The sequence below is a fragment of the Nonomuraea sp. IBHARD001 genome (assembly GCF_056106265.1).
The window spans coordinates 603,391-626,660 of sequence record NZ_JBWBBW010000002.1 but is presented as its reverse complement, the minus strand read 5'-3'; the positions used below and the strand labels follow the sequence as shown (position 1 = coordinate 626,660).

The 23,270-nt window shown below is 67.6% G+C and carries 21 protein-coding genes and 2 pseudogenes; 10 read left to right on the top strand and 13 right to left on the bottom strand.

Features of this window, described 5'->3' with window-relative positions; translation table 11 throughout:
• Window positions 1-20 precede the first annotated feature (20 nt).
• The 9 genes and pseudogenes from ACTWNK_RS05125 to thrS all read right to left on the bottom strand — a co-directional run.
• A complete protein-coding gene (locus ACTWNK_RS05125; RefSeq protein ID WP_474302348.1) occupies window positions 21-1,010 on the bottom strand; it encodes a cation diffusion facilitator family transporter in 990 nt (329 codons plus the stop codon).
• On the bottom strand, window positions 1,003-1,419 hold the full coding sequence (locus ACTWNK_RS05120) for an ArsR/SmtB family transcription factor (RefSeq protein ID WP_474302347.1): 417 nt from the start codon (window positions 1,417-1,419) through the stop codon (window positions 1,003-1,005). The genes ACTWNK_RS05125 and ACTWNK_RS05120 overlap by 8 nt, the downstream gene beginning before the upstream one ends.
• Window positions 1,420-1,491: 72 nt before the next feature.
• Entirely contained in the window at window positions 1,492-1,983 is a 492-nt protein-coding gene (locus ACTWNK_RS05115) for a DUF1203 domain-containing protein (RefSeq protein WP_474302346.1), read from the bottom strand.
• A 178-nt stretch (window positions 1,984-2,161) separates the two neighbouring features.
• Entirely contained in the window at window positions 2,162-2,392 is a 231-nt protein-coding gene (locus tag ACTWNK_RS05110) for a hypothetical protein (RefSeq protein ID WP_474302345.1), read from the bottom strand.
• A gap of 102 nt (window positions 2,393-2,494) precedes the next feature.
• Window positions 2,495-2,908 carry a hypothetical protein gene (locus ACTWNK_RS05105; protein ID WP_474302344.1) on the bottom strand — a complete coding sequence of 138 codons (414 nt, stop codon included), beginning with the start codon at window positions 2,906-2,908 and terminating at the stop codon, window positions 2,495-2,497.
• Between the two features lie 60 nt (window positions 2,909-2,968).
• Window positions 2,969-4,090, bottom strand: a complete 1,122-nt coding sequence (locus ACTWNK_RS05100; RefSeq protein WP_474302343.1) for an aminotransferase class I/II-fold pyridoxal phosphate-dependent enzyme — start codon at window positions 4,088-4,090, stop codon at window positions 2,969-2,971.
• A complete protein-coding gene (locus tag ACTWNK_RS05095; RefSeq protein WP_474302342.1) occupies window positions 4,087-4,686 on the bottom strand; it encodes a helix-turn-helix transcriptional regulator in 600 nt (199 codons plus the stop codon). Before ACTWNK_RS05095 ends, ACTWNK_RS05100 begins: the two co-directional genes overlap by 4 nt.
• A 43-nt stretch (window positions 4,687-4,729) precedes the next feature.
• Complete coding sequence (locus ACTWNK_RS05090) at window positions 4,730-5,278, bottom strand: hypothetical protein (protein WP_474302341.1); 549 nt, start codon at window positions 5,276-5,278, stop codon at window positions 4,730-4,732.
• A 61-nt stretch (window positions 5,279-5,339) separates the two neighbouring features.
• A pseudogene (gene thrS / locus ACTWNK_RS05085) lies at window positions 5,340-6,563 on the bottom strand (threonine--tRNA ligase); the annotation flags it as partial.
• Between the two features lie 190 nt (window positions 6,564-6,753).
• Between thrS and ACTWNK_RS05080 the strand changes: the two are divergent.
• The 3 genes from ACTWNK_RS05080 (at window position 6,754) to ACTWNK_RS05070 (ending at window position 10,886) form a co-directional block, all read left to right on the top strand.
• On the top strand, window positions 6,754-7,116 hold the full coding sequence (locus tag ACTWNK_RS05080; protein WP_474302340.1) for a DUF1304 domain-containing protein: 363 nt from the start codon (window positions 6,754-6,756) through the stop codon (window positions 7,114-7,116).
• Window positions 7,117-7,199: 83 nt separating this feature from the next.
• The gene (locus ACTWNK_RS05075) at window positions 7,200-8,006 is read left to right on the top strand and encodes a hypothetical protein (protein WP_474302339.1); all 807 of its coding nucleotides are present in this window, start codon (window positions 7,200-7,202) and stop codon (window positions 8,004-8,006) included.
• A 27-nt stretch (window positions 8,007-8,033) separates the two neighbouring features.
• Window positions 8,034-10,886, top strand: coding sequence for a helix-turn-helix transcriptional regulator (locus ACTWNK_RS05070; RefSeq protein WP_474302338.1), 2,853 nt, complete (start codon window positions 8,034-8,036; stop codon window positions 10,884-10,886).
• A gap of 126 nt (window positions 10,887-11,012) precedes the next feature.
• Here the strand turns inward: ACTWNK_RS05070 and ACTWNK_RS05065 are convergent.
• From ACTWNK_RS05065 to ACTWNK_RS05055, 3 genes and pseudogenes are all read right to left on the bottom strand, one after another.
• Window positions 11,013-11,975, bottom strand: a pseudogene (locus ACTWNK_RS05065) (IS481 family transposase).
• 118 nt (window positions 11,976-12,093) lie between these two features.
• On the bottom strand, window positions 12,094-13,140 hold the full coding sequence (locus ACTWNK_RS05060) for a hypothetical protein (protein WP_474302337.1): 1,047 nt from the start codon (window positions 13,138-13,140) through the stop codon (window positions 12,094-12,096).
• Between the two features lie 9 nt (window positions 13,141-13,149).
• A complete protein-coding gene (locus ACTWNK_RS05055) occupies window positions 13,150-13,740 on the bottom strand; it encodes an RICIN domain-containing protein (RefSeq protein WP_474302336.1) in 591 nt (196 codons plus the stop codon).
• A 1,091-nt stretch (window positions 13,741-14,831) separates the two neighbouring features.
• On the opposite strand from ACTWNK_RS05055, the gene ACTWNK_RS05050 reads away from it, so the two are divergent.
• The 5 genes from ACTWNK_RS05050 to ACTWNK_RS05030 all read left to right on the top strand — a co-directional run bounded on the left by ACTWNK_RS05050 (window position 14,832) and on the right by ACTWNK_RS05030 (window position 21,070).
• Complete coding sequence (locus tag ACTWNK_RS05050; RefSeq protein WP_474302335.1) at window positions 14,832-18,611, top strand: SGNH/GDSL hydrolase family protein; 3,780 nt, start codon at window positions 14,832-14,834, stop codon at window positions 18,609-18,611.
• Window positions 18,612-19,477: 866 nt separating this feature from the next.
• Window positions 19,478-19,624, top strand: coding sequence for a hypothetical protein (locus ACTWNK_RS05045; protein ID WP_474302334.1), 147 nt, complete (start codon window positions 19,478-19,480; stop codon window positions 19,622-19,624).
• An 89-nt stretch (window positions 19,625-19,713) separates the two neighbouring features.
• A complete protein-coding gene (locus ACTWNK_RS05040; protein ID WP_474302333.1) occupies window positions 19,714-20,409 on the top strand; it encodes an alpha/beta fold hydrolase in 696 nt (231 codons plus the stop codon).
• Window positions 20,406-20,918: a hypothetical protein gene (locus tag ACTWNK_RS05035; protein ID WP_474302332.1), complete on the top strand. Its 513-nt coding sequence runs from the start codon at window positions 20,406-20,408 to the stop codon at window positions 20,916-20,918. Before ACTWNK_RS05040 ends, ACTWNK_RS05035 begins: the two co-directional genes overlap by 4 nt.
• Entirely contained in the window at window positions 20,864-21,070 is a 207-nt protein-coding gene (locus ACTWNK_RS05030; protein ID WP_474310837.1) for an alpha/beta hydrolase, read from the top strand. Before ACTWNK_RS05035 ends, ACTWNK_RS05030 begins: the two co-directional genes overlap by 55 nt.
• A 329-nt stretch (window positions 21,071-21,399) precedes the next feature.
• Here the strand turns inward: ACTWNK_RS05030 and ACTWNK_RS05025 are convergent, their stop codons facing one another.
• Window positions 21,400-21,966 carry a helix-turn-helix domain-containing protein gene (locus ACTWNK_RS05025; RefSeq protein WP_474302331.1) on the bottom strand — a complete coding sequence of 189 codons (567 nt, stop codon included), beginning with the start codon at window positions 21,964-21,966 and terminating at the stop codon, window positions 21,400-21,402.
• A gap of 128 nt (window positions 21,967-22,094) precedes the next feature.
• On the opposite strand from ACTWNK_RS05025, the gene ACTWNK_RS05020 reads away from it, so the two are divergent.
• Window positions 22,095-22,739: an FMN-dependent NADH-azoreductase gene (locus ACTWNK_RS05020; RefSeq protein WP_474302330.1), complete on the top strand. Its 645-nt coding sequence runs from the start codon at window positions 22,095-22,097 to the stop codon at window positions 22,737-22,739.
• Window positions 22,736-23,050: a DMT family transporter gene (locus ACTWNK_RS05015; protein WP_474302329.1), complete on the top strand. Its 315-nt coding sequence runs from the start codon at window positions 22,736-22,738 to the stop codon at window positions 23,048-23,050. The genes ACTWNK_RS05020 and ACTWNK_RS05015 overlap by 4 nt, the downstream gene beginning before the upstream one ends.
• Window positions 23,051-23,270 lie beyond the last annotated feature (220 nt).

The window sequence follows — 23,270 nt, the reverse complement described above, 5'->3', positions numbered from 1 at the left end:
CGTCCTCCCAGCGTAGGCGGCTACAGCAGTGCGGCGCTCCCCCGGTGGGCGGGGCCGTGCGGGTCGGCGCAGTGCGCGCGGTCGGCCCCGGCCCGCACCAGTTCCGTCGGCGCGTGGTCGACCTGGAGCGTCGTGTGCTCGACCCCGTAGTCGTCGTGCACCAGCCGCTCGGCCGCCGCGCGCACCGCGTGGCAGTCGGCGCCCGGCGTGACCAGGATGTGCGCCGACAGGGCGGCGTAGCCCGAGGTCACCTCCCACACGTGCAGGTCGTGCACCTCGACGACGTCCTGCAGCGCGGCCGTCCTCGCGCCGATCTCGGCCGGGTTCATCCCGACGGGCGCGGCCTCCATGAACACGCGTCCGGCGTCGCGGACCAGGCCCCATCCGGCCTTGAGCATGAGCGCGGCCACGACGAGCGCGGCCACGGCGTCGGCCCTGGCCCAGCCGGTCAGCCACACGACGAGCCCGGCCACGGTGGTGGCGATGAAGGCGAACAGGTCGTTGAGGATGTGCTGGTAGGCGCCCTCGACATTGAGGCTGGAGCGGTTGGCCTTCGACAACAACCAGGTGGCCGCCAGGTTCACCGCGATGCCCGCGAGCCCGGTGAAGACCACGAAGAGCCCCTCGACCTCGGGCGGCACGATCAGCCGGCGGATGCCCTCGTAGATGAAGTACGCGCTGAGCAGCAGCAGTGTGATGCCGTTGACCTGCGCCGAGACGATCTCGGCCCGCTTGAGCCCGTAGGTGAAACCGCCCTGCGGCGGCCTGGCCGCGATCCGCATGGCCACCAGCGCGAAGACGATGGCGATCGCGTCGGTCAGCATGTGACCGGCGTCGGTGATCAGCGCGAGCGACTGGGCGGCGAACCCGATGACGACCTCGATCGCCATGAACCCGACGATGAGCGCCAGCGCCCCCGAGAGGTAGCGCCTGTCCGCCTCGGCGCTGACGGCGTGCCCGTGCCCATGACCGTGGCCATGTCCGTGGCCGTGCCCGTGACCCTCACTCATCGTCGTGTCCGTCCTTGTCGTCCTCGTCGTGCCCGAGGTGGGCGATCGCCAGATCGAACAGCAGCCGTACGTGGGAGTCGGCGAGCCGGTAGTAGGCCATGCGACCGGCCCGCCGTACTCTGACCACGCGGTGCAGGCGCAGCAGGCGCAGGGCGTGCGAGGCGGCGGACATGCTCTGACCGGTCGCCGCCGACAGGTCGCACACGCACATCTCGCCGCCTTCGAGCAGCGCCGAGAGCAGCCGCAGCCTGCCGGGGTCGGCCAGCAGGCCGAACACCTGGGCCAGGTCGTGCACCACCTCGTCCGGAGGTAACACCTCGCGCACCGCGGCCACCCGTCCGGCGTCGACGACCGACGTCGAACAGCCGTCGGGCGCCAGCGGCACCACGACACTTGAATGGTTGTTCATATGTGCGAGTCTAGGCCCGGCGGTTCCCCTGTCAATACGCGATCTTCAGCAGTAGGACAGATCACACGAAGCTCAGCGCTTACGTACCTCGTACAGGAAACAGCCGTACTCCACCGCACGCACGTGCACCAGGGCCACGTCGGGGTCGGCATAGAGGTCGTCGAGCGCGGCGGTCGCGGTCGCCTCGTCCAGGGCGGCGCCGTCGTCGAGCAGGCGGCCTCCCCGGATGGAACCACCGGCGTCGTAGGCACGCAGCACGCGTCGCTCGCCCGCCAGGGCGACGGGATATCCCTCGGGGGGCGGTGCGCACTCGCCCGCGTGGATGAAGACGGGGCCCAGCTCCAGATAGGGGCCGGGATCGGCGCCCGTCAGCGCCGCCCAGTCGCGCAAGGGGGCGTAGGAGACCAGGAGGATCTCCTCACCCGGCGCGGATCTGCCCAGGCAGCAGCGCATGGGGTTGCCGCCCTCCGCCGAGAGATAGGGACGGGGCGGGCGGCCGGCGTCGTCGAGGTCGCGCAGGCCCTTGAGCCTGCGGGGGTCGATGGCCGTGTAGGTGTAGGTCATACGCCCATCGTCGGACGCTGAAGGGAGAAGGGCTGGCGGCATTCGGACGGCGCGCCGCCTCGCAAGGCACTGCCCCACACAGTGCCACGTCATGTTCTCCGGCTCCGGCGTCCGGCGACGACAAAGCCCAGGCCGGGTTGGAGCCTGGGCTTTGATCAGCTGAGAAGCACGTGCGGCCTCACAACCGGAACAGCTTGGCGTAGGGCGCGGTGATGCGCATCTGCTGGGTGCCGAAGTCGACGAGCACGGCGATGTCATCCTCGACACCGATCACTCGACCGAGTCCGTACTTGTCATGACTTACGCGGTCCTGCACCTCGAAGTGCTCCAGAGGAGGTGGCGGGGGGACCGGAACGTTGAAGGGACTTCCGGGCAGGGGTCGCCGGGTCGCGGCTCGGGTGGTCTTCATCGTTATCAGTATGCGCCCACCTGGCCAATTGCGGTGACTTTCCTGGGTAGATCCTCTGGCCTCCTACGCCCCGTCGAGGTTTGGACAGCCACGATCCCCACCTCACCTCAGACCGTAAGTCCGGTGCACGGCGATCCACTCCCGCAGCGCCTCGACCTGCTCCGCATGCCGTTCCACGGTCGGATCGAGGACGCCGGTGAACGAGCTGAACGCGACGATGAGCGTCTTGCGCCGCCACCCACGCCGGTCGCGCCGATGCAGAATCGCGACTGTGCCGAACGACACATTGAGCGCGTCGTCGATCGCCACCCGCCTGCTCCACAGGTACCCGCGCACCAGGACGTCACTCGGCGTGCACACCACACCGGCCCGATACCCGCGTACGGCCAGCACCGCCCCGGCGGCCAGCGGCCAGCTCCACCACGGTCCCACGCCGAGCAACCAGGCCAGCACGGGAGGCAGACCGCCCGGCACGCAGTTGGCCAGGCGGTGGATCGGCGAGGGGCGCAGCTCCACGACCGGATCGTGACACGCCCCGCCCGTGTTGTCAGGGCCTATCCACTGATGGCCTGGATGTCACCGTGAGCACATCCACGCGTCGAACACGGCCAGCGCCTCGGCCGTGCCCGACCGGCCCACGCCGAGCCGGAACCGGTCGTCCGGCACGGGCGTCAGCTCCGAGCGGTAGACGCTCGCGGGCAGCAGCAGCACCCCGGCCCGCTCCACCAGATCCGCGCAGAAGTCCTCGACCGAGCCCGGCCCGAGATAGCGCGGGAAGCACACACATCCCCCCTCGGGCGCCGCCCATTCGAAATGACCGGAATGCGAGGCGAAAAAGTCGGCGAACAGCGGCAGATTGGCCTCGATGATCCCCCGGTTGCGCGCGAAGATCGTCGTCCTGGCCTTGACCGCGATCCTGGCCAGGATCTCGCTCGGCCCCGCATTGCAGATCGAGGTGTAGTGCTTGGCCCGCTCCATTTGCGCCAGCAGCTCGCGGTCGCGGCAGGCGATCCAGCCCACCCGCAACCCCGGCAGCCCGTAGGCCTTGGACACCACATTGAGCGACAGCGCACGCGCCGACAGGTCGGCGGCCTGCGGCAGTGGATCGGCCTCGAGCCCGCGGTAGACCTCGTCGCTGAACAGCCGGATCCCGCGCTCCTCACACACCTCGACCAGGGCGCGGAAGTCGGCCTCGGCCAGCACCCGGCCGGTCGGGTTGTGCGGGAAGTTCACCGACAGCACCCGCGTGTTCGGCCGCAGCGCCCCGACCACCTCGTCCAGATCGAGGGCGAATCCCGCGTCCGCGTCGAGCGCCACCCCGGTGACCTCGCACAGCGACATCGGCACGGTCTCGGCCGACTGGTAGTTCGGCGTGATCACCACGGCGTGGTCACCCGGTCCGAGCAGTGTGCGCATCGCCAGGAACACACCCTCTTCGGCGCCCGCGAAACACAGCACGTCCTCGGGCTCGACGCCGTCGTAGGTCGCCGCGATCGCCGCCCGCAGCCCGGGATCGCCGTAGGTCTGCGTGTAGCCGAGCCGCAGCCCCTGCCACGCGGCCAGGTCCTCCTCGTCGGCCAGGGCGAGCAGTTCCGCCATCGAGAGCGTCTCGGCGTCGGAGGCGGCCAGGTGATGACGTGCGACGAACTCCCAGCGCGAGAAGTACGTCTCCAGCTTGAAGTCGGGCAGGACGGTCATGAGGAGCTCCTCAGCTCGGCCAGCAGGGCGTAGAGGGTGGAGCGTGAGATCCGCAGCGCCCTGGCGACCACGGGCGTCGCGCCCCTGACCGCGAACACGCCCGCCCGCTCCAACTCGGCGAGCGCGGCCAGCCTGCCCTGACGGTCGAGCCCGGCGGGAGCACGCCCCCGCTGCCTGGCCACGGCGCCGACGACATCGTTGACCTTCTCGCTCCAGTCGTGCTCGAACAGCGCGCCCGGCCGCTCGGCGACCGGCGCCGCGAACGCCCGCAGCAGCTCGGCCGCCTGCTCGAGCGGGGTGCGGTCGAGGTTGACGCACATGACGACGTCACCCAGGACCGCACTGACCGACGACAACCTGCGCCCGTCGGGCAACGACTTCTCGTAGGGCCCGTGGACGCCGCCGTCCCCCGGGGTCATGGTGTCGAGCTCACCCAGATGGGAGGGGTCGCCAGGCCCTCGGCCCGACAGCGGGTTCCAGACGGCCAGCACGGTGTCGGTGCGGGCGTCGTGCAGCACGACCTCGGCATGCGGCGCGAGCAGGGTCGCGACGGCCGCACAGGCCGGACCCCACTGCGCCACACGCGGATCGCTCATGCCCGGATAGTATGTCCAATTCGGACGATACGTCCAGCCCGGCTCACCAGGCCTCGGTCCAGAGGTACCAAGGCCCCTCCAGATGGTCGTACCGCGTGTTGTCGCTGCTCCCGACCGGAATGCGATCCGGGCTCCACGCGAACCCGTGCACATTGAGAAACCCGGCATCCGGTACGGCGAACCGCATCCCACCCGGAATGCGCTCGACGACCGAGGCGAGGTACAGGCCGATCCGGCGGTCCTGCAGCGGCGCCGCCGCCTCCTCACTCACCTGCCTGGCCACCACGTCGATCTCCGGCCGCGACAGCTCGAACCTGGCCCTGAGCGGCACGCCCGCCCCCAGCAGCACCGAGGTCAGCACCACGACCAGCGGCCCCGCCACCCAGAACGCCCAGCGCCGCAGGAAGCGCGCACGCCGGACCGGAAACAGCCCACGCGCCACCACGACCAGCCAGGCGATGCCGAGCAGCGGCCACACGAAGACCAGCAGCACGGTCAGATCGAAGTAGCCGCCCGGCACGCTCTCGGCGTAGAGCGTGGCCAGCGCCGCCGCCAGAACCAGCGCGTTGAGCGACCACCATCCCCACGACACCCTCACGAGCATGGAAACTAGCCGCCGGCGGGCCGCTCGGACAGGTGGTTGCACAAGACCCTTACATCTGCGGCCAAAGCTCTACACGGTGCCCGGCCACGAGCGCCCCGATCCGCTCCAGCGCGTGCTCCGCCGCCATCGCGGGCAGCTTCCTGCCGTCGCGCAGCCGCAACGCCACCGACCCGGCCTCGGCCTCACGGGCGCCGATGACCGCCTGGTAGGGCGCCAGGCGTCCCGCCCTGATCCGCGCGCCGAGGGTGCCGCGCTCGGGCTCGCTCACCTCCGCGCGGAGCCCGGCCACCAGGCAGCGCCGTACCAGGTCGTGTGCCGCGTCCAGTTCGCCGTCGGAGATGGGCAGGACGAGCAGCTGCACAGGGGCGAGCCAGGCGGGGAAGGCGCCGCCGTGTTTCTCCACCAGGTGGGCGACGGCACGTTCGACGCTGCCGATGATGCTGCGGTGCACCATCACGGGCCTGTGCCTGGCGCCGTCCGCGCCGACATAGGACAACTCGAAGCGTTCGGGCTGGTAGAAGTCGATCTGCACGGTGGACAGGGTGGACTCGCGCCCGGCGCTGTCGGCGATCTGCACGTCGATCTTGGGACCGTAGAAGGCCGCCTCCCCCTCGACCGCCTCGTACGGCAGGCCGGACTCCCGCAGCACCTCGGTCAGCAGCCGTCCGGCCCGTTCCCAGAGCGCGGGATCGGCGACGTACTTGCCGCCCTCGCCCGGCAGCGACAGCCGGTAGCGCACCGGCTCGATGCCGAGCGCCTCGTAGGCCGCCCCGATCAGGCCGAGCGCCGCCTTCGCCTCGTCCGCGGCCTGCTCGGCGGTGCAGAACACGTGGGCGTCGTTGAGCTGGATCGCCCTGACCCGGGTGAGCCCGCCGAGCACGCCCGACAGCTCCGAGCGGTACATCCCGCCGAGTTCGGCCATGCGCAACGGCAGGTCGCGATAGCTGTGACCGCGCGAACGGAAGATCAACGCATGGTGCGGGCACAGGCTCGGCCGCAGCACGACCTGCTCGCCGCCCAGGTCCATCGGCGGGAACATGTCGTCGCTGTAGTGGCTCCAGTGCCCGGAGATCTCATACAGCTCCCGCTTGCCCAGCACGGGCGAGTACACGTGCCGGTAGCCGGACCTGCGCTCCACCTCGCGGATGTAGTCCTCAAGTGCCTGCCGCACCGCCGCTCCTGCGGGCAGCCAGTACGGCAGGCCCGAGCCGATCAGCGGGTCGGTGTCGAACAGGTCGAGCTCACGGCCGAGCCTGCGGTGGTCGTACATCGTGCTCTCCTCGCGGTCTGGGTGAGGCGAGTGAGGAGACGACGAAGCCCCGGGGCACTCGCCCCGGGGCTTCGGACTAAGTCATTGCTCAGCGCGCCGGGACACTCTCCGGCGTCGTCGTCATGGCAGCGCGCTTCATGTCTGCGAGGATAGCAGTCCGGTTGATGACGGCTCGGTTCCCGAGGGAGCAGCGGTGACGGTCCTGGCCAACATGGCGGTGGCGCTGATCGCGCTGCTGCACGTCTACATCCTGGCGCTGGAGATGTTCCTGTGGACGACGCCGCGGGGGCTCCGGGCGTTCGGCCTGGAGCGGGAGTTCGCGGTCAAGACCCGCGCGCTGGCCGCCAACCAGGGCCTCTACAACGGCTTCCTCGCCGCCGGACTGCTCTGGGGCCTGCTCGCCGCCGACCCGACCGGCTTCCAGGCCAAGCTGTTCTTCCTCCTGTGCGTCATCATCGCCGGCCTGTACGGCGCCGCCACGGCCAACCGGAAGATCCTCTTCGTCCAGGCCGTACCCGGCGCCGTGGCCCTCGCCCTGGTCCTCCTGGCCGCCTGAGCGGCGTCACGGGATCGCGTCCTGCACCGGATCTCCACACCGCGCCCGGAATCGCCGCACATCCGGGTGACACCATGCCCTGCGTGTCGCGATTCGCCCTGCTCGCCCTCGTTCTCGCCCTTCTCCCCCTCACCTCGGCGCGTGGTCCGGCCGTCCGGCCGCTGAGCTCGTCCGAGGAGGTGTCGCGTGTCGTCGCGGCCCAGCTCGCCGCGCACCACAGCGTCACCAGGACCGTCACCACCGCCACCGACAGGGTCCGGCTCGTCACGGCGGGCCCCGACTCCGACCTCACCGCAACGCTGGGCGTCGCCGGTCTGTCGGGCCGCGTGATCAGTGCCGGCGGCACGGGCTACATGCAGATCCCGCTGGGCGAGGAGGTCGGCGACGGCAAGCAGTACGACGAGATCACCGACTACTTCGAGCCGCCCCACCTGCTGGGCGCCTCCCTGCTGACGATCCTGTCGATGGAGCTCGCCGACCACCACCTGCTGGAGCGCCTGCTCACCCGGACCGGTGTGCTCACCAGGGCGGAACGCTCGGGCGAAGGCGTGCACTACACGATCGAGGCGGCGACAGGCGAGGCCGTCGACCGGCTCGACCTGGCCCGTTATGCCGAGGTGCGCGACAGGAGCACGCTGAGGGCGAGGACGTCGAGCGAGCTCCTGCTCGCCGCGTCCGGCGACCGCGTCTTCCAGGCCCGTGTGCGCACGCGCCTGCGGGCCGAACTCGGCCCCCGGATCGTCTACGACCTGTGGACCGATGCACGGGGACGGCCGATCCGCACGGTGTGGGCGGCCGATGAGCGCGTCGAGATCGTCTTCTCCGGATGGAACACCTCCGCCGTCACCGCGCCGCCGCCCTCCTCGACACGCGTGCTGAGCGACAGGTGAGACGCGTTTTGTCCGTATTCTTGACCCGTGAACTCCCCCAGGACAGTGAGCCCCCGCTTCGTGGGACGCCGGGACGACCTGGCCGCCCTGGGCCGTGCCATGAGCAGGACACGGGCGGGATCGTCGGCGACCGTCCTGGTCGGCGGCGAGGCCGGTGTCGGCAAGACCAGGCTCGTCCGCGAGTTCGCCGAACGGGCGGGCGACGCCCGCGTCCTGGTCGGCGGCTGCCTCGAACTCGGCACCGGCGGCCTGCCCTTCGCCCCCTTCACCGCCGTCCTGCGTGGCCTCGTACGCGACCTCGGCCACGACGGCATCGCGGCCTTCCTGCCCGGCGGCACCACGCGGGGCCTGGCCAGACTGCTGCCCGAGTTCGGCGAGCCGGACAAGGACGGGCCGGAGGCCAGGGCCAGACTGTTCGAGCTGGTACTCGGCCTGCTGGAACGCCTCGCCGAGCAGGCCCCGCTCGCCCTGGTCATCGAGGACGCGCACTGGGCCGACCGCTCCACCCGCGACCTGCTGTCCTTCCTCGTGCGCTACCAGCGTTCCGACGGACGCCTGCTCATCGTCGTGACGTACCGCACCGACGAGCTCAACCGCAGCCATCCCCTGCGCCCGCTGCTGGCCGAGCTCAGCCGCGTCGACTGGGTCACCAGGCTGGACCTGCGCAGGCTGAACAGGCGTGAGGTCGTCCAGCAGGCGGCCAGCATCCTGAACCGCAGGCCCGCCGCCTACGACATCGACGCCATCTACGCGCGCAGCGAGGGCAATCCACTGTTCGTCGAGGCCCTGCTCAGCGACGGAGGCGGCCAGGCGATGCTGCCCGAGTCCCTGCGCGACCTGCTGCTGGCCAGTGTCGAACGACTGCCCGAAGACACCCAGGAGCTGCTGCGCGTGGCCAGCGCCGGAGGCGCCCCGCTGGAGCACGCACTGCTCGCCTCCGTCGCCGGGCTCGACGACCGCGACCTGTCCTCGGCGTTGCGCCCGGCCGTCGCGGGCAACGTCCTGGTCGTGGACGGCGACGGCTACGCCTTCAGGCACGCGCTGATCCGCGAGGCCATCCACGACGACCTGCTGCCGGGTGAGCGCATCCGGCTGCACACCAGGTTCGCCCAGGCCATCGAGGCCGTGCCCGCACTGCTGCCGGGACCGCGCGGCGCGATCGAGCTCGCCTACCACTGGCACTCGGCACAGGACGCCACCTGGGCCCTGGTCAGCGCCTGGAAGGCCGCCGCCGCCGCACGCAAGGCCACCGCGTACGACGAACAGCTCAAGATGCTCAACCGCATCCTGGAGCTGTGGGACCGCGTGCCCGACGCCGCCGACCGCATCGGCATCGACCACGTCGACGTAGTGCGGCAGGCCGCGACCGTCTCGCACCTCGCGGGTGAGTTCGAGCGCGGCATCTCGCTGGCCAAGGCGGCGCTCGGTGAGCTCGATCCCGCGACCGATCCGATCCGCGCGGCGAAGGTGCTCAAGCAGCGCGGCCTGGCCAGGTACGACCTCGGCCGTGCCGGGCACATCGAGGACCTGCGCGCCGCTCTCGCCCTGGTGCCGGCCGAGCCGCTCACCGCACTGCGCGCCCAGGTCATGGAGAGCCTGGCCAGGATGCTGCACGGCCCGGACAACAAGCGCGAACGCGAACAGCTCGCCGCCGAGGCCATCGCGATCGCACACGCGACCGGCGACATCCCGACCGAGGCCCAGGCGAGCATCACCCTCACCTACACCAGTCAGCCCGTCGACCCCGACGGCAGCACCTACCGCGCCGCCCGCGAACTCGCCGCCCAGGCGGGCGCCTTCGGGGCCGTCATGCGTGCGGCGATCTCCGAGTCGGACTCCCTTGAGGCCGCGGGCCACCACGAGGAGGCCACGAACGTCGCCCGCCGCGGCATCGCCGAGGCCAAGGCCTACGGCGTCGCCCGGACGTCCGGCGCCTTCCTCTCGATCAACCTGGCCGAGCCGCTGCACTCGCTCGGCCGCTGGGAGGAGGCGCTGGAGGTCATCGAGCACGCCCTCGACCTCGCGCCGCCGCCGCCGTTCCGGGCCAGCCTGCTCGGGTACGCCACCGACATCGCCCTGGCCAGAGGCGACCTCGACCGCGCCGAATCGACGTTCGCCGACTCCCGCGCGGTGCTGTCGCAGGGCACCTACCGGCCGCAGACCGTCTTCCCCAACCTCGACCGCGAGATCACCCTGCGCCTGGCCCAGGGCCGGACGGCCGAGGTGCCCGGCCTGGTCGAGCAGGTCCTGCGGCACGAGGACCTGCTGATCAGCTCGCGCTACACCTGGCCGCTGCTGACCACCTGCGCACGCACCCCCGGCGGCCACCTGCCCGACCTTCAGGCCGTCGCCGCCGTGCTCGACGTCGACGGCGCGGTGCAACAGGCCGACAGCCTGACGTTCGCCGCCGTCGTGTCCGGCGAGCAGGCCGACTGGGAACGCGCCGCCCAGGCCCGCAGATCCCTCCGCCAGCCGTACGGCGAGGCCAAGGCGCTCAGCTCAGCCGCCACCGCCGCCGTGCTCGCCGGTCGGCGCGACGCGGCGGCGCCGCATCTGTCCCGGGCGACCGAACTCGCCGAGCGGCTCGGGGCCGCGCCGCTGCTCGCCGTACTGGCCGATCTGGCCAGGCGCGCCCGCATCACACCCGAGGCGTCCGCCCCCGCCGAGAGCACGCTGGGGCTGACGGCGCGCGAGTCGGAGGTGCTGCGCCTGGTCGCCGCCGGGCGCAGCAACCGGGAGATCGCCGAGGAGCTGTTCATCTCGGTGAAGACGGCGAGCGTCCACGTCTCCAACATCCTGGCCAAACTCGGCGTAGCCTCCCGCGGCGAAGCCGCCGCCACGGCCCACCGGCTCCGCTTGTTCGAACCTTCGCCCATGTAGGGCGGGGGGTGGGCGGGGTGGGCCGGGCTCCTTGAGCAAAGGCTGAGCGGCGTGGGCTGGGCTCAGCCGGACTCTTTGAGCAGGGTCTGCGCGGCGAACTTCCGCCGCCGACCTAGGTGTACTCGGTCATGAGGTTGGTGACAGCCTGCTGGCTGGTGGAGTCCGTCCAGTGCGCTGTGACGCCGTTGTGTGTTGTAGTACGCCAGCCATGGTGGCAGGGCGTCGTGGCGGGTGGTGTTGCCGGTGAAGAGCTGGGCGTGGGCCCATTCGGTTTGCAGGGTCCGGTTGAAGCGTTCGACCTTGCCGTTCTGCCATGGGCAGTGGGGTTTGATGAGCTTGTGCCGAGCGCCGATGGCCTGGATTGCGGCGGCGAAGGCGGCCGAGCGGCGGTAGGCGAGTGCGTTGTCGGTCAGGACGCCTTCGATGCGGGTGATGCCGTGGGTGCGGAAGAAGGCGGCGGCGCGCAGGAGGAAGGCGGCGCTGGTGGTGCCGCCCTCGTCGGCCCGGATTTCGGCGTAGGCCAGGCGGGAGTGGTCATCGACGGCGGCGTGCACGTAGCCATAGCCGATGCCACGGCCGCGGACCTGTTCGCTGCGGCCGTGGGCGCGCCAGCCGCCGCCGTCGGGGATACGGCCGATCTTCTTGACGTCCAGGTGGATCAGGTCGCGGGGTGCGTCGTGCTGGTAGCGGGTGGTGGTGTGCTGGCTGGCGCGGACCACGCTGCCGGTGAGCGGGTCGCAGTCAGCCAGGTACGGCACGCGGTGGCGGCGCAGGATCCGTGAGACGGTGCGTTCGGCGACGCCGGTGACCGCGGCGATGTGGGCAGGGCCGCGCCGGTCGGCTGCCCGGCAGGCCAAGCCCCGCTGCTCAGTCGCGAGCGGGGTGCGGTTGGCCAGGCGATAGGGGCGTGATGAACGATCACGCAGGCCCTCCCGGCCGCTCTCGTCGAAGCGGCGTACCCAGCGGTGCGCGCACTGCCGGGAAACACCAGTTCCTTGGGACGTGGGCGACTGGACGTCCTTCAACACGCACCCGCTGGACCAGCAGTGCGCGGCCGTGTTCAGTCAGCCGGGCGTTAGCGTGGGACACAAAGACCTCCGTGAGTGGTGAAGACAGGCATCTCCACCACATCCGGAGGTCTTCCTATTGATCAACGACCAGCCTCGGAGTGTCACCAACCTCCCGGCCGAGTACACCTAGGCCCGGCTCAGCCGCTCTCCTTCAGCAGGGTCTGGGCGGCGTTCTTCCACTGCTGGAAGATCGTCACCGAGGCGGCGAGCGCTTCCTTGTTGGCGTCGAGCAGCTGCTGCTCGTAGCCGAACCTGATCGCCTTGTACGTCCCGGCGACTGCGCTCTCCTCGCGACACCCGGCATCGGCCGCAGCCGTACGCCTCTCCTCCTCACCGGCCGGCCGATCCGCGGTCCTGTTGACCCACCGCATGTCGTGCCTTGGCACCACCGGAGTGTCGTACACCAGGCCCAGCCTCTTCATGCAAGAGCGCCATCTGTCGATGGCCCGCCTCGTCCGAGCGTCATCCATGGCCGCGACGCGGGAGTCGACAGCCAGCGATCTCGCGTCAACGGGCAATCGGGCCCTGCCGGACACCCGCTGCTCGGCCTGCCCGTAGCAACCTCCTTCGACCACCGGCTTTCCCGAGACCGTCTTCCCTCCCGTGCCGTTGTAGATCTTCAGTTCCTCGGCCGTGGGGCCATGTCTCTTGCCCTGAAGAGGAGTGGCTTCGGCTGTGGCGGTAACCACGGCGCCAGCGGCGGGCCTTGGGTAGCCAGACCTTTCGGCCTTCTTGGGGTCGAGGTACTCAATGTAGTCATACTCGTTGTACGACTCTGGCGCCCAGTTACGCACGGTATCGGCCGTCCAGCCTGAGTAGCCCAGCGAACGCATGCACGCCGCAGCACCCGCATCCTTGGCCCGTTGAACGAGGTACATGTCCTGCATTGGCGCCAGATACGAGTCCAGCGGCATCGGTATCTTCGCATCGGAGGTCACAGCGAGGTCCGACGGCAGCGGGGGCGGTGTCAACACGACCTGCGGAGACGGCTCCACCGGGGGCGATGTCGACGCCTCGGGAACGGCAACGGACGGCAACGTCGACGACGCCGTCGGGGCACTGGCGACGTTTGTGGCCCCCACACCTGCTCGGGTGTCGGCCTCCAGGCCGGCGCTCTGCCCGCAGGCTGCAACACCGAAGCCGATCAGCAGGACGGCGGCGGGTAATCCGAAATCCCTGTTCATGACCATTCCTCAGTTCCCGTCCCTCTTCCAATAGCAATTGCTAGGCACGCCATAGCCTTCGTCGGAACAGAAGTCTTCGGTGTAGAGATAGGTATTCACATTCGGGTTCAGGTCTACGCCGAGAACATCATGGTACGCGTTGCCCTGGCACCCTTCCCGATTGATCCAGAGCGTGTAGCTACGACCGTAGGTGCTACTCCAGATCGCCCGGTAGCGCCACCACTGGTAGCTGGTGTTCAACCACGAGTACTGATCGGGCAGCCCGCACGCCACAGGCCCAGCGGGCGGAGAAATGCGTCGATCGAGGTGCCCCAGACTCTTCCCACTGTTGTTGTTGACCAGCCTAAAATAGCCGTCAGCGAGATGGTAGTCCGACCAGAGCTGGTTCGGCGCTTGGGTGTTGTAGCAAGGATACGTAATCACACGCGCCTGGTTGGCTGTCGAGGAGTTGAGCACCTCCAGGCAGTTGTCGTCGTACTCGTTCACCCATCGGAAGGTTCCGTCGGCGTGAGCGGGAAGCGTCACCCCTCCGAAGACCGTCCCGAAGACCAGTAACGACAACAGCATGAATCGGGTGCGACGCACTGATTCGACCCCCATCCCTGTCCTCTCCATGAGCTCAGCTGTCGGCACGGAGTCCTCGTACCGACGGATTCGTTCAACAGAGTTCAGTAATAGAGTACCCGTCTAGATTTGTCCTACATTTCTTCACAGACCGCGTCGCACACGAGGCCTCGATTCCCATAAATCCACAGGCCAGACTCCTGTATGGAGTGCCTGACATCCTCCAAGCGAAAGGATGCGGGCCGACGGGCCGCGACCACATCCCGGATTGATGTGCAGCAAGGCGTCAGAGGTGGGTCGCATACGCGCTGACGTGCGAGAACCTGGCCAGGCGACATCCTCGCAACGTCCTGTTCAACAGGCCGCAAGGGACTTCGAAACGTCCTCCGAACTGGGCTCGAGCCGGTCTCAGAACTCACGAGCACTCTCCGGCGATCGCGAACTCTCTTAGTACGGAAGGCTACTCGCCGGATGCTCAAAGTAACTCAAGAAAGACACCTCCGCACTCTTGCTTGAGTTTTCTGCATGTGTTCACACTATGGAGGCCGGTCTCACGAGATGTGAGGCTCAGTCGGCGGACCTACGGGGAGACGCCCTCAGTCAGGCAACACTTGCCGCCATACTTCGATTTGGCGCTTCACCACGCCAGTCGGAAAATGAGCACACATCCCGTAGAAGGAAATTCGTCCTACGAGTACCGCCCGCCCGTCCGAATGATTTGGAGGAGTGCTGATCCGATGAAACGTCTGCGTACCGCACTGTTATCCGCAACGCTTGTGGCGACCCTGGCAGTGATCTCTTCCGGGACCGGGGTGTCTGCCGCCGCCCTGTGGGCTCCGCAGAGTGCTCAAGGAACACCTGTCACCCCTCCCGCACCTGACCGAAATCCGACTCCGCCTCCTGCCGAGGCAATCAAGAAGAGCCCGTCCTTGGTACCTGAGGCCAACCGCCCTCAGGTGCTGGGCGAAGGGTGGCAACTCTCCAGGGACGTCGCGTACGCCTCGACAGGAGACGCCACCGGTTTTCATGTCCTGGTCGCAGAAGCCCGCGATGGATACCAATGGCGGACTCTGACATCTCTGTCCGAGCCTGGGATGAGCACCGATCAATGGGTGGGAAACACATGTGTGACAGGTGACGGAAGCAAGGCTTTGGTCGTCTACGCTCCTCGACACTTCACCAACAGGGCGGAGTTGTTCGCACGTGGCGCCTTTGCCGCGATCGTCGATATGAAGTCAGGTGAGGTCACCAAGCTTCGCGAGCAGGTATCCCTCGCCTACTTCAACCCCGGGTGTGGCGCCGACGGCAAGGCCGTGCTGACCCAGGGCGCGGTGGAGGGCCACACGACCAGCCGTCTCCTCCTGGTGGACACGGAGCGGAAGAAGGTGTCGCGGTCTGTTGTCCTACCCGGCCAGTTCACCTCGGCTGTGCCTTATGGCGACGACATCGTGGCCGCAACAGGCAATACTCTGGTCGCCGTCTCGAAGTCCGGCGAGCAACGCATTCTCGCGCAGGCGAGCTCCATCCCCTTCGACGTCCGCGTGGACGCAGCCAGCGGGGTAGCGTACGCGGAACGGGACGCTGCGGGCAAGGTCACCGTCAGATTCCTGAACAAGCCCAACAGCCGCCCGGCAACGGTGGCGAAAGGCCTCCTCGGCCATGTCGGTGTGCGTTCGGGCACCGGTGGAAGGCTCTTTCTTGTGGGCGACAACACCACCACCGTCAGCAAACTGCCCGGCGGGATGAGGCGGATCGACTCGCTGCCTGACGGGCAGACCTCCACTCACGGCGAGATGATCGTACGCAGCGCGAGCCGACACGGTCTCCGGGCGGCAGTGCAAGGAGATCCGAAAGACACTGAGATCCGCGGCGTCAGCGGCGACGGAGCCGGACCCGAGAATCTCGACATTGCCGCCAGCATCCCTTCGACCCGAGCGGCACTCTCCTTTGAGGTGATGCCCAATGAGCGCGTCGCCACGAAGGCACACACGGGAAGCAATCCGAATCAGACGCTGCTCAGAGCTTTCGCCACTCAGCCGCGAACCGATTCGAAGAGCGCACCCAGCACCGGCTCCACCGCTCGGCCGCTGGCGAGCGATGAGACCCCTGACATCGGGTACTCCTGTGCGATACCGCGCAACGATCCGAAGATTCAGGTCTACCAGCCGCACTGGCGACAGGTGGAATGGGCGGTCGACCAGCTCGTACTGAATCGTCTGAACCTCAGTCGCCCGGCCAACTGGAAGGGCTCGGGACTACCTTCCTGGTCTCCGCAGGCGATGTTCCCCCCTGAGGCTCTCCAGGGCGGCGGCCGGGTGCCGACCAACATCATGCTCGGAATTCTCGCGCAGGAATCGAACCTATGGCAGGCCCAGCGAAATGTGATGGAAGGGGAAACAGGCAACCCCCTGATAGGCAACTTCTACGGAGTGAACGTCTACGACAACACCACCGCCAACGACTGGGACATCGACTTCTCTGTGGCCGACTGCGGCTACGGCGTCTCGCAGCAGACCGACGGCATGCGCCTGGCAGGCCGCGAACGGCCGGGCGAGATCGCGTGGCCGGCGAACAAGCAGAAAGCGGTGGCGGTGGACTATGTCACCAACATCGCCGCAGGACTGCGGACCTTGACACAGAAGTGGAACCAGATCCACAACGACTCGGGTGGGGCAGTGATCGCCAACAACGGCGCTGCGTCCAAAATCGAGAACTGGTACTTCGCCATCTGGGCCTACAACAGCGGCTACCATCCCAGGGCCGATGTGGGCGGCCCCAACGGTGCAGACACCTGGGGGCTGGGTTGGACCAACAACCCGTCCAGCGGGTTGTGGGCCGTGGGCCGCCACCCGTTCCTCGACGGTAACTCCTACGCAGACGCGGCGACGCCTCAGCACTGGCCCTATCAGGAAAAGGTGCTCGGCTGGGCAGCTTGGCCGATCGTCAAGACGTACTACGACCCCGCCAGCAACAGCTGGCAGGAGCAGGCGGGGTACAACCAAGCCGGCTGGACCAACAGCCAGCACCGCTCCGCGATTGTCCCCGTGATCCAGAAGGCCGGCGTGGTCGTCGTGGACGTCAATGCCTTCTGCACCTCCGACAACGGATGCACGCCAGGTGCCGTGAACCCCGAAAGTCCTGCCACTATTACAGCCGGAACATGTCTGCGATCGGATTTCCGCTGCTGGTGGCATGTGCCCAAAATATGGAAAGACTGCGCCGTAGCCTGCGGGACGGAAGGGTCGATCAGATATTCAGATCCTGTCTACGCCTATACAGAACGGGCTGAACCGCAAGACTACTGGCGTACCTGTCTGACCACCGGTCTGCCCGGCGGGTCCTTGGTCATCGATGACGTGGGTCCAACCGCCCCACCGCAGATCGGCTCATGCGTCGGTAAGTCGATTCCCAACGCGGGCACCCTGTCCTTCCAGTTCGGACGCGATGCGGCCGGCCGGATCCCCGCCAAAGCCGACTTCGAACAACTCGGAAACGGATACGGCGGGCATCAGTGGTTCGCGTACACCCGCAGAACTGACCGGAACGGCATCCCCATGAAGGTCACCGGCACCTGGAAACTCGACCGCGAGATCCATGGCTGGGCACGCGTCCTGGTCCACAATCCGGAACGCCGCGCCCAGACTCAGCAGGCCCCCTACACCGTGAACCTGAGCGCGGGCAGGTCCGAGACTCGATATCTTTCCCTACTGACCACAAAGAACGAGTGGAGAAGTCTCGGTGTATTCAAGTTCGACGGAACGCCCTCTGTAAGCCTATCCACTCTTAATCAGGAGGGCGTCGGCAGCTCGGCGATATCGTGGGATGCGATCGCCATTCAGCCTCTCGCCGCCAAACCAAAACACTTTGTGGTGGCCATGGGTGATTCCTACTCGTCCGGTGAGGGCGTAGGCAACTACTACAAGCAAACAGATATAGCCTACAAATCTACCTCCTGGAACGCCTGCCGACGCAGCCAGGATTCGTGGGCCAGAAAGACTATTCTGCCGGGCGAGACCATGACCATTGGAGAAATGGCGGACTCCTTCGATCCGAGACTCGACTTCCACTCTACCGCCTGCTCCGGCGCAACGAATATCGACATGAAGCGGGAATACCCAAAGCACCTAGAAGGCACCTTCGAGTGGGCCACATACCGCGGCCAAGCCGACGGCAGATTCAGGGAAATCAGCCAACTGGACGCCGGCTATCTCGACGAGAACACCACGCTCGTCACCCTTTCGATCGGCGGAAACGACGCAGGGTTTCCGAATGTCGTCAAGAACTGCTATCTCTACCCATGTCAGCTGGGCGATTACGAGCAGCAATTGGGAGACCACATCAGAGGAGCTGTGAACTACTGGGAGTATGACCTTGACAACAATGGCGTACTGGTTCAGTACAACGTCAAAGACACTCTGACGAGAATAGGCAACGCCGTTCAGAATCAGCTCCCGTCGCGCGGCAAGAAGGCGAAAATCGTCCTCATGGGCTACCCGCGCATCTTCGACGGGGATCCCGTTGGCCCGCCCACGACTCCTTGCGCCTCCACCAGTGCCTTCAGCGCCGGCGAGATGGCCATGCTGAACAGGCTCTCTGATTTCATGGCAGCCGAGCAGGCGTCGATGACAACCTCCCTGAGTGCGGCCGGTGCAGAGGTGTCCTTTGCCAATCCGATCTCCAAGTTCGGTAGACATGGCGCGTGTGACGACGACCCCTGGATCATTCCGGTGAACTTCACCAAGACGGGAGAAGGAGACTTCGGCGACCTGTTCGACGGATGCATATCCGACGACGTCACGTGCGCAAGCCGGACTTCCATGCATCCAAATACAAAGGGCATCGCAGCCTACACGCAGGTCCTTCAGGAACATCTCGCAAGTCCCGGAATCAACTACACCGGCTGGTAGATCCATCCGAGCCACTCACGGGAGTGCCACGTACAGCAACGCGTGGCGCTCCCTCGACCGGGGCGGGAACACTAGGATGACAGCATGAAGGCCAAAGATCCACGAAAGATATATCGGGTTACGCTGATCACATTCTTGGTCCTGGCCGTCGCAGTCGCTTGCGCTCCCGCGTTGTTGCACGGCGTACTGCTGGAATCACGGATCGAGGACGAGGCAGAAAGGGGGTTACGGGAATATGCCCGGCAGGTCGACCACCGACTTCGGACAGACCCAACAGGCGACTCCTGGCACAGCGCGAAGGGGGCTCGTGTCTTGCGTCACGAAAGGCAGACACGCGATTCCCTGCTCATCTCGACGTCGATCACTCAGGAAGCTGGCGTTTTCCTAGGCACATCACTGTACGTGCGATGTTATGACGTCTATTTCACACGAATCGGCTCCCCGGAGCAGGGTTATGAGCTTGAGAAGATCTCAGGATGCCCCGAGGAACTGCGCGGGCCCGCAATCTCCAGGTCGCCGTAAGCAACCTCGCGTCTCGGACTACACAGGGACAGGCGCGCCTTCAGTTGGCAACACCTGGCTTCGGCAGTGTGTCAGTCCGGTGCACGCCTCCGGCGAGCGGTCACGAGTGGACGCGCCGATCTCGCCCTCAGGCTTTCCATCTCCGCATGATCTCACGGCGCCCAGCCGTGCTCGCCACCCGAGATCCAAGGCGGTGAGCCGCTCTCCCGCTGCTTCCTGAGGCCGCGACCACGCCGTAGGCCCTGGGCCAAAGGCCGGAAGCTGTCGGCCAAGGCAGGAGCAGAGTGGGGATGGGGCCGCAGTCGCTCGGCGGCCGGGTGAACCCGCCGGTGTGACCTTCGATCATGCTCAGAATTGCACGCGTCCCGGCGGTAGCCCTGGCCACGGCCTTGATTGTCGTCGCCTTCGACCTGCCTGTGGCGGGCCTGGCCTCCATTGCGCTGCCTGCGACGAGCCCTGCTTCGATCGCGCCGAACGACGAGATGCCGTAGAGGACGAGAAGCTGGTGGAGATCGTGCACCCGCCTGCCGTAGCCGCTGTGCGGCCCATTCGCTGGAGGGCGTGCCCGGAGGCGTGGCACATGCCGCCCGGCTGGCTGCGCTCCCGCTACCCGGTGCCGCGCGACTACGCCAAGCCCGGGGCGGGGACGCTGTCCCTGCCTGTGGCCAAGCTTCCGGCCAAGCGCAGGAATCCTCGCGGATCGGTGTTCTTCAACCCTGGCGGGCCGGGCGGCGCGGGCCTGGGACTTCGCTGGGACAGGTACGTCGGCTCGTCGACCCGGAAGAGCTACGACCTGGTCACCTGGGATTCGCGCGGCCTCGTCCACAGCTGGCCCGAACTGCTGTGCCTGAAGCCGTCGGCGACCCTTGAGGCGATCGAGACGACCCCTGCGGCGCTCACCGAACGTGCCATCCGTACCCGCCTCAAGGTCACGGCCTCGATCGCCAAGGGATGCGCCACCCGGAAGGTGACCCGGCAGATCACCTCCATGGACAATGTGCGCGACCTCGACCTGCTCCGCCGTGCCGTCGGCGACACGAAACTCGGTTATGTCGGTATCTCCTACGGAACTGTCATCGGCGCCCTGTACGCCAACGTCTATCCCAGTCGCTACCGAGCACTCGTCCTGCACGGCGTCGTCGACTCCGTCACCCGGTTCAAGCCGACGTTCACCTTCACCATCGACGACGGCATCGTACTGGAATGCACCCTGAAGGCAGGCCTCACCGCCTGCGACCGCGCCGCCGACCGATGCGCGTTCGCCCCCGGGCCATGACCAAATACGGCAAGCTGCTGGCGACCGTCCGGGCCCTCACCGTGGCCACCGGCGACACGCGGATGTTCAGCGGACTCACCTCGATGGCCCGGCTCCTGGTCAGCGGCGTGCCAGGCGATGCGGCGAACGCCACCACGCTCCTGCAAAGCGCCTACGACGAACTGCTCACCCGCAAGAGCCTCGCCTCCGAGACCCTCCTGGCCGAAGCCCGCAAACCGCGTCGCCCGATCGTCAGACGCGCCACCGTCGAGGCCAACTCCTCCAACGTCCGCGACGCCACCCTCTGCTCCGACGCGGGCCCGATGCCGCACGCCTGGACCCGCTGGATCGAGCCACCCACCACGCCGACCGCCTCGCCCGTACCTTCGGCGCGGAAAGCGTCCTGGACCGATCGGTCTGCGCCACCTGACGTTCCTACGCCGGCGCCTGGAACCGCGGCAGCCGTCCCGTTCTCCTGCTCAACCAGGTCTGGGACCACGCCACACCGCACACCTGGGCTCGCACCATGACCCGCCGTCTCGGCGACACCCACCTCGTCACCGTCAGCGGCTGGGGCCACGGCGTCCAGACGACCTGCGGGCGAAAGGCAGTCGACACGTATCTGCGTACTGGAGTGCCGTCCCGCGTCACTTACTGCGGTGACGGCCGCACGTTGTTCTGACGGTCGAGGGCGTGCTGGAGGGGTGATCGTGGCGCCTTGTCGATGAGTGCCTCGATGTCCGTGACAGGTTGCTTGGTTGGGTCGCGATCGTGGTGTGCCCGGCCGACGAACACCACAGTCCTGCCCCCGCGACCGGATCGCCCAGTCGCGCGGCGATCGTGGCGTTCGGCCGACGAGCACCGCGATCCCGCCCTGCGCGACCAGGTTGCTTGGTTGGGTGGCGGCGACTCCCGCTGCCCGACTGAGCGACCCGGTCCGGCGGCGACTCCCGGTGTCCCGGCTCTGGCACGGCCGTACGTCGGCCGACTTGGTCGGGTCGGCGGCTGTTCCTATGCGTCTCGGGAGGCGCCGAACACCCCTTTGGCCAGTTGTTCGAGGGCTTCGATGACTCGTGCCTGGCTGAGGCCCCTCTCCTCTCGCTGGTAGCCGTACACGTCAGGTGCCAGCGGCGCCAGCAGGACGTCCACCAGGGCGTCGGACGGCTCCACTCCTCCCGCCAGCAGCAGTGCGTGCACATGGACCCGCCAGAAGCCGTAGGCCCCTGTCTCGAACCGCGACCGGCCGGTCTCGGCGCCCAGTACCAGGTGCGAGTGCTCCTCCAAGAGGCCGGACATCGCCGCGTAGAAGGCGGCCAACCGCTCGCCGGGCGGCGCTCCGGGGCCGAGAGGTGGTTCGCCTCGGATCAGTTCGTCCTGGAGGCGTCGTTCGTGTACGTCCAGCAGGGCGATGGCGATGGCCGCACGGTCTGGATAGCGGCGGTACAGGGTGCCTCGGCCGACTCCGGCGGCTCGCGCGATGTCGTCCATGGTGACGTTCGGCGCCCCCTTGATCGCGAACAACTCCTCGGCGGCCACCAGGATCCTGGCCCGGTTACGGGCGGCGTCGGCTCTCTCCATGCGGCCAGCATATCCGGACACCGTGTCCACTTTCTGGGTGGCCTATGTGGACACCGTGTCCACTTGTGGGCTACCGTACAGAAGTGGACAGCGTGTCCACATAGAGCGGGTCGAGGGGTGTGGGAGTCATGGCGAATCTGTTGCATCTGGATGCCAGTGCCCGGCGGGGGTCGTTCTCGCGGGAGTTGTCGGCGGCCTATGCCGAGGAATGGCGGAAGGCGCATCCGGACGGCGCGTACGTTTACCGGGACCTCGCGGCGGAGCCCGTCCCACATATCACGCAGGCGTGGACCGAGTTGTGCGACTACGTGATGGCAGAGCAGATCACCGACATCGCACGGTACGGCGAGGCGGCGCGTACGCCCGACCAGAAGACCGCGTGGGACATTCTTGCGCCGATGCTGGACGAGGTGGTCGCGGCCGATGTGATTCTCATCGGGACGCCGATGTACAACTATTCGATTCCCTCCTCGCTCAAGGCCTGGCTCGACCAGATCACCTTTCCCCGGATGTCGCTCGTGGGGCGCAGATTCGTGGTCGCGAGTGCGCGGGGAGGGGTTTATGGGCCCGGGTCGGCCAAGGAGGCGGTCGAGCATCAGGAGCGGTACCTGCGTGACTTCTTCCGGGGGCATTTCGCGGTGGAGGACGTGGCGTTCGTTCATGCCGAGCTGGCCAATACGGTGATCGATCCGGTGATCGCGCATCTGCGGGGGCGGCATGAGGAGTCGCTGGCCGCCGCGCGGGTTGCGATCAGGGAGGTGTCCACGGCATGAACTGGGTCATGCTGCTGCTCGCCGGGCTGGTCGAGATCGCGTGGTCGCAGAGCATCAGGCCGACCGAGAACTTCACCCGGCTCTGGCCCACGCTGGTCTCGCTCGCGCTGATGGCCTTGGCCGTGTTCCTGCTGTCCAAGGCGATGAACAGCATTCCGGTCGGCACCGCGTACGCCGTGTTCACCGGGATCGGCGCGGTGGGCGCGATCGGTCTTGGCATCTGGCTCAACGACGACCCTGTGTCCATCGGGCGGCTGGCAGCCTTGGCCCTCATCGTGGGCGGGATCGTTTTGGCCAAGGTCACGGCGTAGGGCGGGCGTGAGGGTGCAGCCGCGAGGGGGCGGTCGCGGTGGGCGGGATCGTTCTCCCGGCGAGGGTCACACCGTGGGCGGGCGGGTGTGAGGGGCGAGCGCCAGGGGGCGGGCGTAGGGGTTTGGCCGGGGGTCTCGCAGGGGTCGACCTGGGTTTTTTGTGGAGACAAGTCCGGTATGTCGTGATCGTCGGAGGCAGTTAGCAGTCCGCTCGAAGCTC

What these genes read in the sequence shown, in the direction of transcription:
- ACTWNK_RS05100 (WP_474302343.1), bottom strand. Translation starts at nt 4,090, where the DNA reads ATGACCGTCCTGCCCGACTTCAAGCTGGAGACGTACTTCTCGCGCTGG.
- ACTWNK_RS05020 (WP_474302330.1), top strand. Translation starts at nt 22,095, where the DNA reads ATGGCGAATCTGTTGCATCTGGATGCCAGTGCCCGGCGGGGGTCGTTC.
- ACTWNK_RS05060 (WP_474302337.1), bottom strand. Translation starts at nt 13,140, where the DNA reads ATGAACAGGGATTTCGGATTACCCGCCGCCGTCCTGCTGATCGGCTTC.
- ACTWNK_RS05040 (WP_474302333.1), top strand. Translation starts at nt 19,714, where the DNA reads ATGCCGCCCGGCTGGCTGCGCTCCCGCTACCCGGTGCCGCGCGACTAC.
- ACTWNK_RS05120 (WP_474302347.1), bottom strand. Translation starts at nt 1,419, where the DNA reads ATGAACAACCATTCAAGTGTCGTGGTGCCGCTGGCGCCCGACGGCTGT.
- ACTWNK_RS05055 (WP_474302336.1), bottom strand. Translation starts at nt 13,740, where the DNA reads ATGGGGGTCGAATCAGTGCGTCGCACCCGATTCATGCTGTTGTCGTTA.
- ACTWNK_RS05035 (WP_474302332.1), top strand. Translation starts at nt 20,406, where the DNA reads ATGACCAAATACGGCAAGCTGCTGGCGACCGTCCGGGCCCTCACCGTG.
- ACTWNK_RS05015 (WP_474302329.1), top strand. Translation starts at nt 22,736, where the DNA reads ATGAACTGGGTCATGCTGCTGCTCGCCGGGCTGGTCGAGATCGCGTGG.
- ACTWNK_RS05125 (WP_474302348.1), bottom strand. Translation starts at nt 1,010, where the DNA reads ATGAGTGAGGGTCACGGGCACGGCCACGGACATGGCCACGGTCATGGG.
- ACTWNK_RS05110 (WP_474302345.1), bottom strand. Translation starts at nt 2,392, where the DNA reads ATGAAGACCACCCGAGCCGCGACCCGGCGACCCCTGCCCGGAAGTCCC.
- ACTWNK_RS05025 (WP_474302331.1), bottom strand. Translation starts at nt 21,966, where the DNA reads ATGGAGAGAGCCGACGCCGCCCGTAACCGGGCCAGGATCCTGGTGGCC.
- ACTWNK_RS05045 (WP_474302334.1), top strand. Translation starts at nt 19,478, where the DNA reads ATGCTCAGAATTGCACGCGTCCCGGCGGTAGCCCTGGCCACGGCCTTG.
- ACTWNK_RS05115 (WP_474302346.1), bottom strand. Translation starts at nt 1,983, where the DNA reads ATGACCTACACCTACACGGCCATCGACCCCCGCAGGCTCAAGGGCCTG.
- ACTWNK_RS05095 (WP_474302342.1), bottom strand. Translation starts at nt 4,686, where the DNA reads ATGAGCGATCCGCGTGTGGCGCAGTGGGGTCCGGCCTGTGCGGCCGTC.